The organism is Fictibacillus sp. WQ 8-8 (genome assembly GCF_024494405.1).
Classification (GTDB): Bacteria; Bacillota; Bacilli; order Bacillales; family Fictibacillaceae; genus Fictibacillus_C; species Fictibacillus_C marinisediminis.
This window is the reverse complement of sequence record NZ_JAMXKG010000003.1, coordinates 495,315-511,769: the sequence shown is the minus strand read 5'-3', so window position 1 is coordinate 511,769 and position 16,455 is coordinate 495,315. Positions and strand designations below refer to the sequence as shown.

Below are 16,455 nucleotides of genomic sequence, written 5' to 3'. Positions count from 1 at the left end.
TGTCACCTCAAGAAGGGAGCTATATTTCTTTTTTTTATTCATTTACGAGCCGGGATAACTTTAAGTTAAACTCCAAAACTAATCATCTCCTAAATAAAGTTTCTTTACTGAATGATGAGTTTTAAGAGACAACCCAAGACAGGAACCACTCAAGAGCCCCTGATTGATTACCTCCCTAGCTCCTGTCTCAAGTATTGACTGAAGAGTGTACTCCTCAATTGTCCTCGCTTGTCCTATGAGTGCTACTTTGATGGGAATATTACCAGAGGTAATAACAAGGAGTGTGGCTTTATCATTTAAAAAAGTAACATTTACTAAAGAAATTCTATTTACTCAATGTTACCTTTTGAGTTTGCCATCTCAGTAAATCAATAAAATAAAGACAGCTCCCCTTAGAGCTCCACCTCAAGAAGGCACCTATTTTTATTTTTAATTTATTCCTTGAGCCGGGTAACTCCTAGCTCCACTCCAAAGCGGGGTTCTAGAGAAAAAATTTTATAAAAAAAATATGAGCTGGATTAATTAACCCCCCCCCATCCTAGTTGTACTCACTAGTCTCTGGATCATTGAGGTGGACTCACGGGGGAGTAATTTAGCACACTAACGTATTACACTAATGGGGTGGACTCCAAAAGCGGGTTCTAGGATTTTATTTCATCTATAAATCACACCATGCGGGAGCGAGATACCCCCCCGGTCTCATGATTTTTCGCTTTCCCTGAGGAGGGAACTATGTAGGCGAACATTTATCATAAATTATGAGCTGGTAATTACCAAGGTAACACCTTAATAATACAAGGTATCTTTGCTTGACTCCTTATGTAAATCCTCGAGAAGATATAAATAATAATGGATTGCTACAAGGTTCTATAAGGAGTGAAGCTTATGAAGAAATCTAAAAGAGAAAAAGTTGGAATGTTGACTAAAGAGGAAAGAGAAAAGAAAAAACGACTAGAAGAACTTAAAGCAATGAACAACATAATTAATGATCCTGTTGAGAATGAAAGGATAAGAAATAAGTTCAATAGTAAGGCTCAACCTACTGTAGGTAACTCTAAGGAAAATAAAAAATGGGATAAGATTAGAAAGGAAAGATACAATCAGTCTGTATGGAAGGAATGGAGAGTAAAGGATGATAAGCCCTCTCCAGTGGTTACTTACAATATTTACGATATTAAAGAGTAATCTCGAGCCCCATACCATCACTCTGAGGAGCGTTTGTAGCATTCTAATGGGATTGTATTAGATAAACCTAAAAAGCCTACAGGAGCCCGCTGATGGGCTCTCCTGAGGCGTTACTCATATTCGCTACTCTAAGCCCTCTGTAGAGCCTATATAAGCCTCGTGAGGGTTCTTTGTGGTGTTATATTGGGGGATTGTATTAGACGTAAGCGAAAACTCATATGAGCTCCCTGAGAGCCTCTCGTGGGGTGTTACTCCTCAGTGATCCTCCTAGCTATTTGAGCTTGTTCTGTTATCCCTGATAGCTCTGTATAAAGTTGCTCTGCTTATCTTTGTTATTTCACATATCTCATCTACAGTCATTTTATTATTATCCCTATTGGAGAACAACTCCAGAGCGTGCTGTAAGCTTTTATTCTTATCAGTGTACTTTTTTGGTCTACCTTTATATACTCCTCTTTGCTTAGCAAGTTCAATACCTTCGAGCTGGCGTTCCTTGATTAACCCTAATTCAAACTCAGCAACACCACTAAGCAATGTAACCATGAGCTTTCCTGTCGGGGTTGTAGTGTCCAGAGTGTCTCCTCCCATGTTGAGGACTACGAGACCAACTCCTTTATCGTTTAGCATATCAATAATATTAAGGGCATCTTTAGTACTTCTCGCGAAACGGTCTAGCTTGGTAACTACAATCGTGTCACCTTTTTGCACTGTCTCAAGGAGAACTTGGAATTTTTCTCTATTGTCTGCACTCTTACCACTTATCTTCTCTTTGAATATCTTCTCACACCTGTTCTCAGTAAGCTGCTTAAGCTGCGCTTCTAAGTTTTGACCTGAGGAGGAAACCCTTGCATATCCGTATCTCATAAGTATCACCTTTTCCATTTTAATTATGATACATGTATATGATACATTGTAAACACTGATTCTTACTGAGTCAATAATTTGTATCATATGATCTTACCCAAATGATACATATGAGGTGGATTCTAGGAAGAGTAGCTTTTCAGTTTACTCTGGAAGGAACAGGATAGAACAAGACATTTAGACCACTGCCAAATTTGGGATGCAGTACTTCAGGGTGATGAAAGAGAAAATGCTGTCTGTAATAGCTACTTCCAAAGAGCTGTAGAGAAAGAGTAATCAGGAGCCAACTCTCAGGGTGGTTTTTGTTTGATCTTATGAGCCAGTTATATTCTGTGACTCAAGAGTGACACCTCAGGGAGGGGAGTAGTGGTGCTACTGTGATACTTTACTACACTGATACTCTGAGGGAGACTTTCGAGCTCATCGAGGGAGGTGTTCTTAATATTAAATGTGGATATTGCATACGAATAAACATAATATACAACTTTATTTAAGTAAGCTATTCTTATCGACTTTTATATTTGTATCAGGATATTGCTTTTTCATTGTTTCCTCTGACTCATTTATTAATTCCAACGCAAAGTTCCTATTTTCTCTTCTCCGCTGCTTTAAATCCTTCTTAGCCTTATCCCAATTTTGACCCGCCAAATATTGCAACTCAGCCCCCAAAATAGAAACACGCTCATCCATATGATAATAAAGAGAAATAAGCTCAAAATAACTATGTAACATTTCTTCCGGGTTATTAGATTTGAAAGTTAAATCATTATATATCTGAGAAGTGGTTCCGGTATTTGATATTAAAAGGTCTTGGAACTCCCTATCATTTTGCTTTATTGTATATTTACGTACATCAGAAAGGAGAATGTCCTTTGCATCACTTTCATTATATACACTAAACTGCTTTCTTACGTAGAATTGCTTTTCTTTTTCATCGTTATTCTTACTTTCCTCAAACAAAACCGTTTGGAAATCGTCTAATGTCCTTCCTAGTCCAGCTCTTTGTTGCTTGGATTCCAATATTAAAGCATATAACCTATGAGTTAGTTTAGATTGATCTTCCCTGTCCTTTACTATTTCTTGAAAAGCACCTGATAAGGTAAAACCAACAAAGGTTGTAATAAGACCCAGTATCAGAATCCAATAAGGGTTACTATAATTTTTAAATTTTCCTTTGAGAAAACCAATGCTTAAACCAGTAATTACTAGTAAAACAAAGGATATGCTTAACAATGCATTGCTCAAGCCCACCCCATATTTGATAAGCCCTACCGAGACTATAAGAGGTGGTACAGTTATGCATATCATCCAAAACACCAAAAATATATATAGCCTTTTCCCTTTTAGTTTATCCTCAATAAAAGATACATTTTTTGTGTTTTTACTTTTTAGACGATGCTTTTTTCCTTTTCTCATAATTCATTTTGTTCCATAGTTTTGTTTTGAGGAAGTTGAAGTTTTTTAGCCCTTTCGATCTCTCTATTGATCGCTTTTAAAAGTCCTTCTAGCTCTTCAATATAGTTATTTTCGAGCTTGTAGAACCCAAAATCTAAAGTAAGCTTCATACCCTCAATTTCCTCTTCTAAGGCAACCCACTGAGCATATTCACTTGGGGAATTATCAGATGATTCCATAAGTCTTGCTCTTTTTAGGTCATATGGAAAAGTCAAGGCACTTGAAAAATCTTTGTAAAAACTTTTACACTTAATCAAATTAGTCTGCATATCAATATCCACTATTCGATCTAAATAAATCCAGTTATCCTCATCAATTGACTGAGCAGTATATTTAGCAACACTGTTTGCATTATGTTTCTCAAGCTTCCTCTTTGTTACAGTCGCAAATTTTAAAGTAGTAATGATAAGTTCTAATTCAATCTTAATACGTACCAATGCTGGCAATTGATTAATTATTCTAGCTCTTTCTTCTTTGTGTAAATCATTCTGAAGCTGTTTATTAATTTGTGAACTGGCAACAAAGAAAGCGACAATAGCACTTATCACTCCTCCAGTGTAATTCCCCCAGAAAGAGAGCCAATTATCCTCATTTCCAAACACCCAAGGGAGTTTTGCTGAGAATACTGTGAAGTTGATAACAACAGGAAAAAGTAATAAGATTAAACCGTACTTGATCACACTCTTGATATTTAAGCCAAACATAATATATCCCCTTTTTAAATGATAATAAAATTATACACCTCAAAAGGAAATATTTACTACAGCAGATGTCACTCAAAAAGCTTCCAACTAAATGAAGAAACTATTTAATAAGGTAAAGATTTTCATCAATTTGACTTACACCTTGCTCATTTAACACCAACAAATAAATCTCATCAGCTATAAATTCGATTTTAGCAATTTCTTTTATTAACTTGTTAACAAATTCTTGAGAGCTATTGTCGTAAATCTCAAAATAATCAAATGTATTTACAACAAATAATATACAAACACCACTATAATTTTTTTGACTCTTCTTTTTTATGTTTTCAACAATTTTACTAAAATAAACTGGGGTTCGATCATCTAGGCTATTGTTATCATTAAAGCGAATATCACCATACCCTCTTAGGTTTAGCCTTTTAGCATCCTCAAATTCCCATTTACCATCCATGTAAGAAGTAATTTCAATCATTTTTTCTGTCCCGTCTTGGTGAATAATCGAGCCATCATATCCTTGATTACCAAGGATTATTTTACACTTTGAATTAACATCACAGTATTTTGATTGACTAAATAAATATAGGGGATAGAATTCCTCTAAAAATTCCTTGATAAGACCTTTTTTTAGCCTAGCAAGTTTCACATATTCATTATTTTTGTTTATATTTTGTTTCTTCTCTTCAAAATACCTTTTCATTTCTAAAGGTGTTCTATATTCTTCTAGGTCATTAAATAAGTGATTAATGTTCTTCATCAATCTTCCTCCTAGCATAGTGAAAGACCTAGCTCAAAGAAGGTCTCTTTTTCATAAGTTCCAGAATGGTACATTCACCGAGCTAGTCTCAGTTGTACGGTCTCCTTTGGTGGTGTTGCATTTGCCACAAAGTAACTGCATATTAGAAGCGTCATTACTACCATAAACGTTCAGAGGAATGATATGGTCTATATTTATTTTGTTCTGTATTCTAATTAAGTTCGATAGGTCACAGCGACAAATTACACATGTTCCTTTATCTCGATAAAAGACTCCTGTTTTTAGCCACTCCGGGAAGTATTGTCGCTTGAATCTTCTTTTATTGGTTACGTATTCTGGATAATTCTCAATAATCATACCCATTTCTTCTTCAATTAGGTGAGATAATTCGAGGTGAAAATCATGTAAGAACTTTCTATCTTGAAAAATAAACTGAAAAGCAGAATGAATAATAAGCTCATCTATCTCATGGTTATTTTCATTAATATAATTGATCCACTTATCGATTACCTCTGAGCAATCACAGTCAAAGTGACCACACTCATCAGCACAACCCTCAAAGTCTGGAACCTGAAGGTTTGGTCTCAAGTTTACCTCATCTAAAACATTTCTCATTACATTAAAAGCATATTCCATATCCAAGTTATTCTTTATTTGATGTATCTCTTCTGAAATATCTTGGAAAAATGATAGATACCAATGAACCGCTGTTTTTTTGTTTGGTTTAACAATACAGTCAATAATTTCTTCTTTAAATACTTTAAACGCTTCTTGGCTGTAACTCCAAAAGTTAGTAACAGCCATACCAGCTAAACCAATCCCAGAAGTAAGAGCCAAGTGCTCATCTTTTGCTGTCATAAATCCCCCACCTTTCTATTTTGATTTTATCGAATCCTGATTTTTCTAGCCAGCTCCAACTCAAAGGTAGTCAGTCATTTTCATTACAATAGCCCTCTTAGTGGGTTAGCCTCATCAAGGCATTCCTTTAATTCATGACTAAAGTAGCCAACATACTGACGAGTAACATCTATCTTGCTATGACGAGCGAGGAGCTGAGCCTGTCTCAGATTAAGACCACCCTTGAGAACACCCTTGATAAAGTAATTCCTCAGAGTATGGGGTGAGAAATGACCTTCCAAGCCTACACTGGTTCTGAGTCGCTTAAATACATTTTGGACGGAATCCTTTTTTAAAGGCTCCCCTTCCTTTGTAGAAAACACTGAAGCGGGTAATCTTTTGAGTTTATTCTCTAGATAGTGCTGGTAATCCAAAAGCTCAGCTCTCAAGGTATCACTCAAGGGTACTGATTGTGTTTTCCGGCTCTTACTTGTTCTTATCATGATCAGGGAACTATCAAGGTCTATATCGCTCCAAGTTAATGAACACACCTCATTGAGCCTCAAACCTGTCCCAGCTAAGAAGATAATAAGCGTGTAGTTCCTTCTTGCTGTGAAGCTGTGTTCTCTTCTATGCTGCCTCCTCAGGTGCCTCAAAACGTCCCTCAAGTCATTATCAGCCAGTATCTTTGGCGAGTCGTCCTCTCGTTGCATTTTTACTCCCTTTGTAAATAACTCCTCAGTGATCTGCTCCTCATGAAGCCATTTAGCAAAAGACCTCATCAGCTTTAACTTTGTATTCACTGTCTTGGGTTTATTGCCTCTTTCCTCAATGCACCACATGAGAAAGGCTTTTGAGTTCCTACTATTAAGCTGGTCAATTCTTTCCAGACCTTCTTGAGCCAGCCACTCATTCCACAACTTAAAAAAGTCAATGTAGCTCCTCAAACTGTTTTCGGTTAACCCTTGGAACTTCTTCTCAGCAAGGAACTCTTTTTCCATCATCTCAATTGAAGCCAACAAAAAAACCTCCTTAATGTTCTCTTTTCGGATTAAACCGTACAGAGTTCACTAAGAAGGTTATACAAGCTCACAGGTTGAGCCCTGTGCACTTTTAGCTCTAAATATGTATGGTGACCCGAGAGGGGTTCGAACCCCCGACCTCTACCCTGTCAAGGTAGCGCTCTCCCAGCTGAGCTATCGGATCAATTGATTATGTATCGGACAAATAGAAGTATACCTCATTTTTCACTTAGTTTGCAACTGCTTTTTTAAAATTAATAAAAAGACCCTAAAAAAGGGCCTAATTTGTAAACCATCACTTTTCTTCCCATTCAAAAGCTACAGTAGATTTCAGGCTGCTGTCATCGCATGTAGAGGTAAGGAAAACCATTACATTTGTTCTTGATGCGATGACCCACAATCCATCCAGATCAACGGTAATACTTTTGTATGGAGGAATGATTCTGGATGCTGCTAAAACTCCGTTCACTGGAGAGTTAGGAAGCGAACCAAATTGAATCTGTCCTTTTGGCCGGGCGGATGGAGTTTTTGACAAGTCTGCAGGAGTAACATTTCCTGACATTCTTCCATTGAACGGCAGCGTTGGCTTAAAATAGATTTGAGCGTTTATCGGGCTGCACGTCATATTGGAGATGGTGATTCGCTGTAACGCCAGATCTACACCTGAACCTTCCGGATTAACGAGGGCCGCCCACACGTTCTCTCCTGGAGGACATGGGCAGACGGAAAGCGTCTCTGTGATCCCTAGAAAATTGTTGGCTTTCGTCACCTCTGCCGGACTTACTTCTGTCGGCTTTTCTTCTTTAGGGTATTTCATTTGGGGGCTGAACGGGATATTTACATTCATATTAGGACTTACCGGATAATTCATATTGGGGCTGACAGGATAATTCATGTTTGGGCTTATGTTAGGGTTCGGATAATTCATATTGGGATTCACGTTTGGGTTCCCATAGTTGCCTTGCCCATAGCCGTAACCCGCCCCAGGACCATACGGGTACATTCTATTTTGCATATGCATTTTCCCTTCTATAAAGTTTCACATTACTACCATATGTAGATAAGCTATACTTGGTCCATCCATACTGGAAAAATGGGTGATGAAAAAGCTGCCCCTATTCGGGACAGCTCCTATTTATCCTATTTTTTCTTCTTGATCGTGCTGTTCCATTTCCTGCTTTGACAGCCGCTCTTCCTGATCCCTGAGCCGATGCGCAAGCCGGCTCGAAGCATTTGCTGCAATGCTTGCAACGAGGTCGTCCAGAAACGTATGGATGCCTTCGGATGTTTTCGTATCCAGCTTTCGAATGATACCCATTTTATATTTATCAAGGTGTCCAAACGTCGTAACCGCAATACTCCCATATCCAAAGACTGCTCCAAGGGCAATCGTTTCATCTACACCAAATAATCCTTCATCCATCTCCACAATGGATTGCAATGGCTCAGAGAGCATCCTTCTTTCTGCTAATTTATCGAGCTCAATTCCAACCAATAAAGCATGCTGGATCTCTCGTTTTGTTAACACGGCATCAACACTTTCAATACATTCTGTCATCGTTAATTGTGGAGAAAAGGGAGACTGCATTTCAAACACAATTTCAGCGATTTCCGGAATCGTTACACCCCGCTCTGCAAGCAGGGCTCTGGCTGCAGACTCAACATCACGGCTATGGACTCGTTTTGCCATTGGGCTCACCTCTGTATTTTCCTTGGATTTTTCCCAAATAATACTTATATCTTGATTACATTATACCACTGTATGATAGAATGGAACGGATACAATGAAAGCGCTGTTTTTAGATAGGAGAATTTTTATGCCCACTTTTCAAGGAACCGTCTATGAAGAAACCATACATAGTAAAGAACTTAATGAAGAAATTCCTTTATTGATCTATTTGCCTCCAGCGTTTACCACACTAAAAAAATATCCTGTATTGATCGCACAGGACGGACCTGATTATTTTCAGCTCGGACGGCTTGCATCTACAGCGGATGATATGATTCAGGCGAATGAGATCGAGGAAATGATCATCATCGGTATTTCCCATAAACGCGGAGAGGACAGGCATCATAAATATCACCCAAAAGGAGAAAAACATAACGCTTATATTCGTTTCATGTCACTGGATCTGCCTTCCTATGTTCAAGAGAAGTTTAATACTTACTTATTGGGATCCGGGATGTGCCTTCTCGGAGACTCGCTTGGAGGCTATGTATCCCTCAGATGCGGGATATCTTTTCCCCGTACTTTCGGCAAGCTGATCGTACAGTCTCCGTACGTTGAGCAGCAAATCTTGAACGATGTCCGCTCTTTCACTGGGTATGAACTGCTGACGCTCTATCATTCCGTCGGAAAAGAAGAAAGCCGCTTTGAATCTGTTGATGGCTTTATAAAAGATTTTTTATCGCCGAACCGTGAACTTTCGGACTGGTTTCTGAACAAAGGATTTGATTATTGTTATGAAGAATTTGAAGGAAGTCATCTATGGTCAGACTGGCAAGTAAACCTTAGGCCTGCTTTGAAATTTATCTACGGAAAATAATTCGATTTGTGAAGTTGTAAGAATTTTTGATATACTAATTCAAAAGATAAGGGAGGAAGTTTTCAATGAAATACGGTATTGCTATATTCCCATCAGAAGAACTCAAAGATAAAATAAATTCTTACCGCAAGCGCTATGATCCTCATTATTCTATCATAGCACCGCATATTACACTCAAAGATCCATTTGAAGCCAACGATGCAGAAATCGAAGAAATTGTTGAATATATCGAAACAGTCGCCAAGGATATTCCTCCGATCAATATTCATATCACCCGAGCAAGTTCTTTTCATCCTGTCAACAATGTTATTTACTTGAAAGTGGATAACAATGATGAACTAAACTCCTTGCACGAGCTTCTCTATGAAGGGCCGCTCGAACACGAACATCCGTATAATTTCGTTCCTCATCTCACCCTTGCCCAAAAGCTTTCTGACGTGGAGCATGCGGATGTGCTGGAACGGTTAAAAATGGTGGAAGCAGAATACCAAGAAACCGTAACAGAATTTCATTTGTTAAAAATGGATGAAGAATCTGACCGCTGGAAAGTCTACAAGACTTTTGCGCTCGGAAAGGACGTTTAATTTTGGAAGTAAAAGTACTAACAACGGAAGATCCATCTTACAAGGACGCTTTGTTTGTTCGAAAACAGGTTTTTGTAAATGAACAGAACGTCTCCGAGCAAGAAGAGATTGACTCGCTTGAAGATCAATCAACCCATTTTGTCCTATACGATGACCGTCGTGAACCAATTGGAGCAGGCCGTTTACGCCCAATAGAAGGCGGAGGGAAAATTGAAAGAGTCTGTATTCTGGCCAGCCGCCGTAAACAGGGGCTCGGCGAGTTGCTGATGAAAAAGATGGAACAGGCAGCCAAACAGTCCGGTTATCCATCCCTTACATTATATGCACAGGTCCATGCAGAGGATTTCTATAAAAAATTAGGATATGCTACAACTTCAACAGAACCCTTTCTAGACGCCAATATTTGGCATGTTGCCATGAATAAAGCATTGAACTGATCTTGAGTCAGTTTAATGCTTTTTTATGTTCACGATCGGTTTATTTTGGACAAACAGGAGAACACTAACTTTAACTTCGCACCAGTGGGGGCTGTCATGAGGCTTGGTACAATTACAATTGAAATGATCATTGGTTTTTTTGCTCTTTTCTTTTTAACTAAATTATTAGGAAAAACACAATTATCACAGCTTACACCTTTCGACTTTATTTCAGCTCTTATCCTCGGTGAACTTGTCGGAAATGCGATGTATGACCCTGATGTGCACATTTGGATGATCTTATTTGCGATTAGCGTATGGGGAGTACTTATGTATTCATTGGAGATGCTGACACAAAAATCAATGACACTGCGCAAGGTTCTCGAAGGTTCTCCCTCTATCATCGTCCGAAACGGCGTCATTGACCGTAAACAGCTGAAAAAGAACAAGCTTGATATCAACCAGCTTCAAGATCTCATCCGGCAGAAAGGCCATTTTAGCATGAGAGAAATAGAATATGCCATTCTGGAGACGAACGGTTCCATTTCTGTACTCTCTAAATCCAATGTACAGCCGGTCACCCGCAAAGACTTAAAGCTTCATGAAGTTGAGGTTACACTTCCTGTCACTTTGATCCTAGATGGTAAAATTATTTATGACAATTTAAATACAGCGGGAGTTGATGAGGAGTGGCTGCGGGCACAGCTTTTAAAAAGAAAAATAAACTCCGCTCAAGATGTTCTCTATGCGGAATGGAAAAAGGGACATGAACTGCTAGTAATGAAAGAAAAGGACTAATTGTTTTTTATAAAGCAAAAAAGAACACTTTGCGTGTTCTTTTTTTGTTTGCATGCTTAGATCCAGGAACCTCCACAGCCGCAATCTTTATGCTTTTTATGCTTTTTATGCTTCTTTTTAAAGCAAATATAGCTTGAAGAAGATTCGTGTTTTTTGAAGCTGGATTCTGACTTAAAATGTTTGGAACAGGATGAAGAAGATTCTTTCTTTTTGCCGTGGGAACTGGAAGATTCATGTTTTTTACAGCTGGAAGATTCTTTCTTCTTAGGAGAATATACGTGATCCGGAGTCCATGTTTCTTTATAGTCGTACTTCTTCTTTTTTTCTTCTACTACGATCACTTTCTCTGCTTTAATAAAGACTTTATCTGCTTTGATCACTTTCTTTTTCTTTTTCTCGCAAGACATACTCTAACCTCCTCTATAATTCCCATAGTATGCAAGATTATAGAGAAGGGACATAGGCTTAATTATCAAAAATTGATAGAAATGTGATTGGCTGCCTTTACTTTATATTGCTGTTTATTGAAGAAAACAAAGGCTTCAACCGTTAGATTGCCTATGACTTCTTTCTTAAATGGAATCTGATAGTCTTGTATCACGGATTTCTCACCAGGTTCTATGATCATTTCTCTTATCGGGCAGATCCAGATTTCTCCGCGCTCTTTCGCTTCTTGCGCCCAGTCGTTGTCGATAAACATCCAATGAAAGTTCGCGAGGTTGTCTTGATTAACCTCATGATTTTCACTGGAGTAAATCTTCCCTTTTAAGACGTTGGCTTCACCTGGATTGAAGCGCAGACAAACAGATGGATTCTGAAGTGTAATTAATCCTGTGTTTTCAATGATAAATGATCCCTTAATAAAGCCTGATTGATTTTCATTCATGATGATGGAGTAATCAAACAGGCAGAGACACTCATAATCCTTCTTAACGAAAATATTCTCTTCTTCGTCTTCCTCTGCTTTCTTCATAAAGGGATCAGGCCTTCCTTGAAGTGAAAGCTTTTTTTCTAATGCCCTTATTTTTTGCTGGCTGAGATCCAGTTTGTTCTCCTTATCGTTTATCTCCTTTTGCACTTCAGCCAGCAATGCCTCATAATCCGCTGCTCTTTTGTCATAATCAATGCTTTTGGCTTGCCCCAGCTCATTTTTCAAGTGTGCGACCTCTTCTGTCAGCCGCACCCGTTCAGCTTCAAGTGCCTGTATCTCTGTATCTTTTGAAGAATCCGCTGCCTCTTTTTCAAGTTTTTCAATCAGTTCCTCTGCAAACACTAATTTTTTTTCCAACTCTAAAGACTTTTCCTGATAAAACTGGGCCCGAGCGATAAGACGGTCATAGCTTAACCGTTCTTTTTGAGAATGCATACGTGTCCCCCCCTAAATAGGCTCCCATCTTTTATCTTATGTAGGCGTCACTGATTCGTTCACTATTTAAAGAAAAAAGAGCAGGATGGTTCCCTGCTCTTTTATTGCGCTTAAGGATATTATTTTAATTTGATATCATCGAAAGTCACGCAATCTTCAACCTCAAGGCTTCCTTCATCTACTTTCACAATTCCTGATTCGAATACAGTGACCCCTCTTTCATCAATAAGCTGAAGCTGAAAACGGCTTCCAGAGTGGCGGCTTACGGCTGCGAAGTTAAAGTCAAATTCTTCACCCTCATTTGTCGTACCTACACCTGAGACCATCAGCTTGAGTCCCTTGCCTTCGCAAGGCTCGCAAGTTAGAGAATCCTGTTCAAAGCTATCCGCTGTGAAGTCGAAGTTGTTTAATCCCCCGTTTTCATCTTCAAACGAAAAGCGAAGTGAACTGTCACTCAGGCTGCAGTTTTGGCAGATATCAGCAAGCACGCTAAGGCGGCCTTTTTCAGTAGAATTGCTTCCGGTGCGTCCGCTCGCTTCGCCGCTGACACTGCAATCGCAGTTAGGGCGAGGGAAGATATCCGGACATTGTGCAGGGAATTCGACCTCCGGACAAGAATCCATTTCAGCTTCTTCAGCTGAGAGGTCATTATTTCGAGGTGAGCAGAACTTAGCAAGTACTTCGAGTTTCACTTCAGCTTCGATTTGGATATCCACACAGAATGTAATGGTGATGTTAAAGGATCGTGGTGCTGGGGCGTTTAGAAGTACAGTTCCTGTTTGGATTTTGCAAAGAATTCTGGTGATTTTGCAAAACAGGTCTGTTCCGTCTGGATAACAAAGTACAAACGGTTCGAGCACAGATGCATCCGTTGTAAGGTGTGTTACGACTCTTCCGTTACGGTCCACAACAGCTACCCTTACCTCAGAAGTGAATAACAGCTCCACGAGCTGTGCATCAACAAAATTACCGTTTAGCGAAACCGTTACATCTCTTTTCTCACCAACCTGCTCACACAGGAAGGTCTCGCATTCTGCCCTCGTTTCTTCTCCGTTTAACGGGAATGGAGGCGGAGCCGCCGGTGTTTGACAAGTCAGTCGCAAAGGACGCCGTGCCGGATCTTCTAATGCTTCCTCGATCTTTCTGAGCTGCTCCGGATTGAAACTAACTTGTTTCGTTACTGAAAATGTATCAGTAACCCAATCATACACTTTCTGTACTCTTATGCATTCTTCTTGGAGACTATTGGCAGCCTTTGGTATAGATTTCTTATGATTTAAACCCATAGTTTCCCTTCCTTTCCTCATCATGTTCTGAAGATTCCCTACATACTATGGGAATACGATAGGTTATGACACAAGAATGAATGCCTATTTTTCGGGCAGCTAGGAGGAAAGACATCATGATTCTTACATTTGCGGGCAAACAGATCGGACAGATGGACACCAATTTTTTTCAGCATATAAAACCATTATTAAATTATTGGGGGTTGGATTGGAATGAAAACTATCATGACATTGAACCCGCTATGTATGACCAGTGTTTTGTGATTTCAGGTCTTGAGCAAAGGGACCTGGAAAGAGTTAAAGAAATTCTTAAGCATACTGATGTTATTATAGAAGAAAACCCCTCGGGAATGAGTACAACAGCCTCAATATCGGTTTCATTTGTTGCTGATCAGCCTGTACCCATCATCATTCAAACGGAAAATTCCAAACTCCTCTATATTACTCCAGCCGAGAATACCGAAAATGCTGTTCAAAACATGATTCATAAGAGCATCCTATGCAAAAGAAAAGCAAATCACTATTCTTTTTCCTTCAGATGGCGAGAAAAAGAATGTATTCCTGAATGGATCAGCTACCTCATCCTGCAGATTGGACTCTCCAAGACATTTTCATCACTCGCTTCCCTCTCTATTGGAGAATACCAGACAGGGATAAACCACATCTTAAGAACGATAAATCCCATGCTCGCTGATCTGCAATGCGTAAAAGAAACAAAAAAAATGAAAAAGCCAAAAATTGAGCCTGAATTTAAGGTGCCTGACACCTTCATCGCTCCTCAGCAGCTTATACCTGTCCGAAGCAGACCCGCAATAGTAACACGAAATAAAAATCTCCATAACGGGCCAGCCATAAGCCCTTTTAAAAGCGTACAAACCCCTGAATCTACTATCAATCCGTTTAAACAAAAAAATAGCAAAACTTCAACAGCCATTAATCCCTTTCAGCCAAATACCTATACCACTCGGAGAAGTAAAGAATAGTATAGAAGCAACTTACTGGAAAAGGTGTGGGTGGAATGGACAAATCTCAAATACGAAAGCTATATCGTGATCGCCAGCAGGAAAAATCAAAAAAAGCGGCAAGCAGACCGTCATTGTTTGAACCTGTGAAAAAAAAGAAGGGCTGCAAAACGTGCGGAAAAGTAACGTGGAAACCTAAAAAAAACAATGATGGCCGCTAAAAAGAAGGATCTCACCCTTCTTTTTTTCTATTTTTCTAGTAGAAAAACCTATTTTTTGTACAAGTAGGTACTTATCCATGCAAATTTTAAAAAACTCAATATACTATATTACCCCTGAATGATCAGGAGTACGAAAGACAAATAAGGAGGAAAAGTAATGGGTTCATTATTTAAAAAACAAGGGTGCAGCTGCAACGAAGAAAGTTCTAGTTCTAGCTCCAGCTTTGTACACAAGAAAAGAAAAAAACACGAAAGCTCTAGTTCTAGCTCAAGCTCAAGCTCAAGCTCAAGCTCTAGCTCTAGCTCTAGCTCAAGCTCAAGCTCAAGCTTTAAACACAAAAAGAAAAGAAGAAAAGAAGAAAGCTCTTCATCTTCATCTTCTTCTCATAACCAATGTAAAGGTTGTGCGTGTGATCAGATCAGAAAGCTAACACCTGGTTCATTAGTACAAATCGTACTAAAAGGCGGAGAGGACTTCTTTAATGACGAGTTAACATTCGCTTGTTTCGATCATAAAACTTGCTGTGCGACTTTCATCTTAGACGGATATCCTATCATCATTGACTGCCGTCAAATTACTGCGATCCAACTATTCACGTAATAGGTTAGGTTATTACGCAAAAATCAGGCCTAAAAAGCCTGATTTTTTTTATTGTTGTTCGACAATCTCTTTAGATAATGAAAAATTCAAAAACAGGCTGGCAGCCTGCCTGATTTTCTAACCATTAGAGAATAGGTTTTTTAGTAATATAAGGCCGGAAGTCATCGGTTTTAGCGATCACGCTGCAGAATTTCAAAATCGTGTTATTTTTAATCCTCCATGTATGGCTTTCTGGTTCATAGCTTCTTAAATAAACATAGTTATCTTTAGTTGCTGAGTAAAGAGGAATTCCATTCTCAATACATGATTTACAAAAAGCTGAATCCTCAGCAATATTGGTGGAACTGAATTTTACCGTATTAAAAACTTCTTTTTTAAAAACCAGCGTCCCTCCCATTAATAAATGATTATTGTATGTCTCCTCATTTTTCGCAACTGCCCCCCCAAATTTATTCGGATTAAATTCGGTAAGCAGGCTTTGATCTTTAAAGTACATAAAAATGGAGGTTTTTCCAACTACGGATGCTTGAGAATTTCTTAAAGATTGAAGTGAATCCAACAAGTAATAAGGCGAATAGTAATCATCATCATCAAATTTAGCAATTTGGCTGAACTTTGCTTTTTCTACACCAAAGTTTAAACATTCTCCCAGCGTAGTATCAGATCGTAATTGATAGATAGAAATGTTAGAAGAATCAGCTGCTCTTTCTTTCCATTTTTCAGCATCCATATTATCTTTATTTAAAATGATAATTAATTCTTTTTCTACATCTTGCTGCCGATCAAAATTAAGGAAAACCTCTTCCATACAATTATCCCTTATCGTGCAAGTGATGACGGAAACCATACAAGCC

At 38.7% G+C, this 16,455-nt stretch carries 20 protein-coding genes and 1 tRNA gene; 8 read left to right on the top strand and 13 right to left on the bottom strand.

Annotated features, from left to right (window positions below; all coding sequences use genetic code 11):
- The first annotated feature begins 885 nt into the window (after positions 1 to 885).
- On the top strand, positions 886 to 1,185 hold the full coding sequence (locus tag M1K46_RS07995; RefSeq protein WP_256225641.1) for a hypothetical protein: 300 nt from the start codon (positions 886 to 888) through the stop codon (positions 1,183 to 1,185).
- 267 nt (positions 1,186 to 1,452) lie between these two features.
- Here M1K46_RS07995 and M1K46_RS07990 read toward each other — a convergent pair whose 3' ends face one another.
- From M1K46_RS07990 to M1K46_RS07950, 9 genes are all read right to left on the bottom strand, one after another.
- Complete coding sequence (locus M1K46_RS07990) at positions 1,453 to 2,049, bottom strand: recombinase family protein (RefSeq protein WP_256225640.1); 597 nt, start codon at positions 2,047 to 2,049, stop codon at positions 1,453 to 1,455.
- Between the two features lie 486 nt (positions 2,050 to 2,535).
- Positions 2,536 to 3,465, bottom strand: a complete 930-nt coding sequence (locus tag M1K46_RS07985) for a hypothetical protein (protein WP_256225639.1) — start codon at positions 3,463 to 3,465, stop codon at positions 2,536 to 2,538.
- Positions 3,462 to 4,208: a hypothetical protein gene (locus M1K46_RS07980; RefSeq protein WP_256225638.1), complete on the bottom strand. Its 747-nt coding sequence runs from the start codon at positions 4,206 to 4,208 to the stop codon at positions 3,462 to 3,464. The genes M1K46_RS07985 and M1K46_RS07980 overlap by 4 nt, the downstream gene beginning before the upstream one ends.
- 100 nt (positions 4,209 to 4,308) lie before the next feature.
- Positions 4,309 to 4,962: a hypothetical protein gene (locus M1K46_RS07975; RefSeq protein ID WP_256225637.1), complete on the bottom strand. Its 654-nt coding sequence runs from the start codon at positions 4,960 to 4,962 to the stop codon at positions 4,309 to 4,311.
- A gap of 51 nt (positions 4,963 to 5,013) precedes the next feature.
- Positions 5,014 to 5,820 carry an HNH endonuclease gene (locus M1K46_RS07970; RefSeq protein WP_256225636.1) on the bottom strand — a complete coding sequence of 269 codons (807 nt, stop codon included), beginning with the start codon at positions 5,818 to 5,820 and terminating at the stop codon, positions 5,014 to 5,016.
- 83 nt (positions 5,821 to 5,903) lie between these two features.
- Positions 5,904 to 6,818 (bottom strand): tyrosine-type recombinase/integrase, encoded by a 915-nt coding sequence (locus M1K46_RS07965; RefSeq protein ID WP_256225635.1) that lies wholly within the window; start codon positions 6,816 to 6,818, stop codon positions 5,904 to 5,906.
- 111 nt (positions 6,819 to 6,929) lie between these two features.
- Positions 6,930 to 7,005, bottom strand: a tRNA-Val gene (locus M1K46_RS07960).
- A 111-nt stretch (positions 7,006 to 7,116) separates the two neighbouring features.
- On the bottom strand, positions 7,117 to 7,836 hold the full coding sequence (locus M1K46_RS07955) for a DUF6143 family protein (protein WP_053354714.1): 720 nt from the start codon (positions 7,834 to 7,836) through the stop codon (positions 7,117 to 7,119).
- Positions 7,837 to 7,956: 120 nt separating this feature from the next.
- Positions 7,957 to 8,511 carry a phosphatidylglycerophosphatase A family protein gene (locus tag M1K46_RS07950; RefSeq protein ID WP_256225634.1) on the bottom strand — a complete coding sequence of 185 codons (555 nt, stop codon included), beginning with the start codon at positions 8,509 to 8,511 and terminating at the stop codon, positions 7,957 to 7,959.
- A gap of 127 nt (positions 8,512 to 8,638) precedes the next feature.
- Between M1K46_RS07950 and M1K46_RS07945 the strand changes: the two genes are divergently transcribed.
- From M1K46_RS07945 to M1K46_RS07930, 4 genes are all read left to right on the top strand, one after another.
- The gene (locus M1K46_RS07945; protein ID WP_256225633.1) at positions 8,639 to 9,367 is read left to right on the top strand and encodes an alpha/beta hydrolase; all 729 of its coding nucleotides are present in this window, start codon (positions 8,639 to 8,641) and stop codon (positions 9,365 to 9,367) included.
- A 65-nt stretch (positions 9,368 to 9,432) separates the two neighbouring features.
- The gene (locus tag M1K46_RS07940) at positions 9,433 to 9,951 is read left to right on the top strand and encodes a 2'-5' RNA ligase family protein (protein WP_256225632.1); all 519 of its coding nucleotides are present in this window, start codon (positions 9,433 to 9,435) and stop codon (positions 9,949 to 9,951) included.
- 2 nt (positions 9,952 to 9,953) lie between these two features.
- A complete protein-coding gene (locus M1K46_RS07935; RefSeq protein WP_256225631.1) occupies positions 9,954 to 10,388 on the top strand; it encodes a GNAT family N-acetyltransferase in 435 nt (144 codons plus the stop codon).
- 96 nt (positions 10,389 to 10,484) lie between these two features.
- On the top strand, positions 10,485 to 11,165 hold the full coding sequence (locus M1K46_RS07930; RefSeq protein ID WP_256225630.1) for a DUF421 domain-containing protein: 681 nt from the start codon (positions 10,485 to 10,487) through the stop codon (positions 11,163 to 11,165).
- Between the two features lie 56 nt (positions 11,166 to 11,221).
- Here the strand turns inward: M1K46_RS07930 and M1K46_RS07925 are convergent, their stop codons facing one another.
- The 3 genes from M1K46_RS07925 to M1K46_RS07915 all read right to left on the bottom strand — a co-directional run bounded on the left by M1K46_RS07925 (position 11,222) and on the right by M1K46_RS07915 (position 13,817).
- Positions 11,222 to 11,572 (bottom strand): hypothetical protein, encoded by a 351-nt coding sequence (locus tag M1K46_RS07925; protein WP_062231468.1) that lies wholly within the window; start codon positions 11,570 to 11,572, stop codon positions 11,222 to 11,224.
- A 65-nt stretch (positions 11,573 to 11,637) separates the two neighbouring features.
- Positions 11,638 to 12,531, bottom strand: a complete 894-nt coding sequence (locus M1K46_RS07920; protein WP_256225629.1) for a hypothetical protein — start codon at positions 12,529 to 12,531, stop codon at positions 11,638 to 11,640.
- Between the two features lie 119 nt (positions 12,532 to 12,650).
- Positions 12,651 to 13,817 carry a hypothetical protein gene (locus M1K46_RS07915; protein ID WP_256225628.1) on the bottom strand — a complete coding sequence of 389 codons (1,167 nt, stop codon included), beginning with the start codon at positions 13,815 to 13,817 and terminating at the stop codon, positions 12,651 to 12,653.
- 116 nt (positions 13,818 to 13,933) lie between these two features.
- On the opposite strand from M1K46_RS07915, the gene M1K46_RS07910 reads away from it, so the two are divergent.
- The 3 genes from M1K46_RS07910 (at position 13,934) to M1K46_RS07900 (ending at position 15,601) form a co-directional block, all read left to right on the top strand.
- Positions 13,934 to 14,800 carry a hypothetical protein gene (locus M1K46_RS07910; RefSeq protein WP_256225627.1) on the top strand — a complete coding sequence of 289 codons (867 nt, stop codon included), beginning with the start codon at positions 13,934 to 13,936 and terminating at the stop codon, positions 14,798 to 14,800.
- Between the two features lie 35 nt (positions 14,801 to 14,835).
- Positions 14,836 to 15,000 carry a hypothetical protein gene (locus M1K46_RS07905; protein WP_256225626.1) on the top strand — a complete coding sequence of 55 codons (165 nt, stop codon included), beginning with the start codon at positions 14,836 to 14,838 and terminating at the stop codon, positions 14,998 to 15,000.
- A 157-nt stretch (positions 15,001 to 15,157) separates the two neighbouring features.
- On the top strand, positions 15,158 to 15,601 hold the full coding sequence (locus tag M1K46_RS07900; protein ID WP_256225625.1) for a hypothetical protein: 444 nt from the start codon (positions 15,158 to 15,160) through the stop codon (positions 15,599 to 15,601).
- A gap of 124 nt (positions 15,602 to 15,725) precedes the next feature.
- Here the strand turns inward: M1K46_RS07900 and M1K46_RS07895 are convergent, their stop codons facing one another.
- Positions 15,726 to 16,448 (bottom strand): glycosyltransferase, encoded by a 723-nt coding sequence (locus M1K46_RS07895; protein WP_256225624.1) that lies wholly within the window; start codon positions 16,446 to 16,448, stop codon positions 15,726 to 15,728.
- Positions 16,449 to 16,455 lie beyond the last annotated feature (7 nt).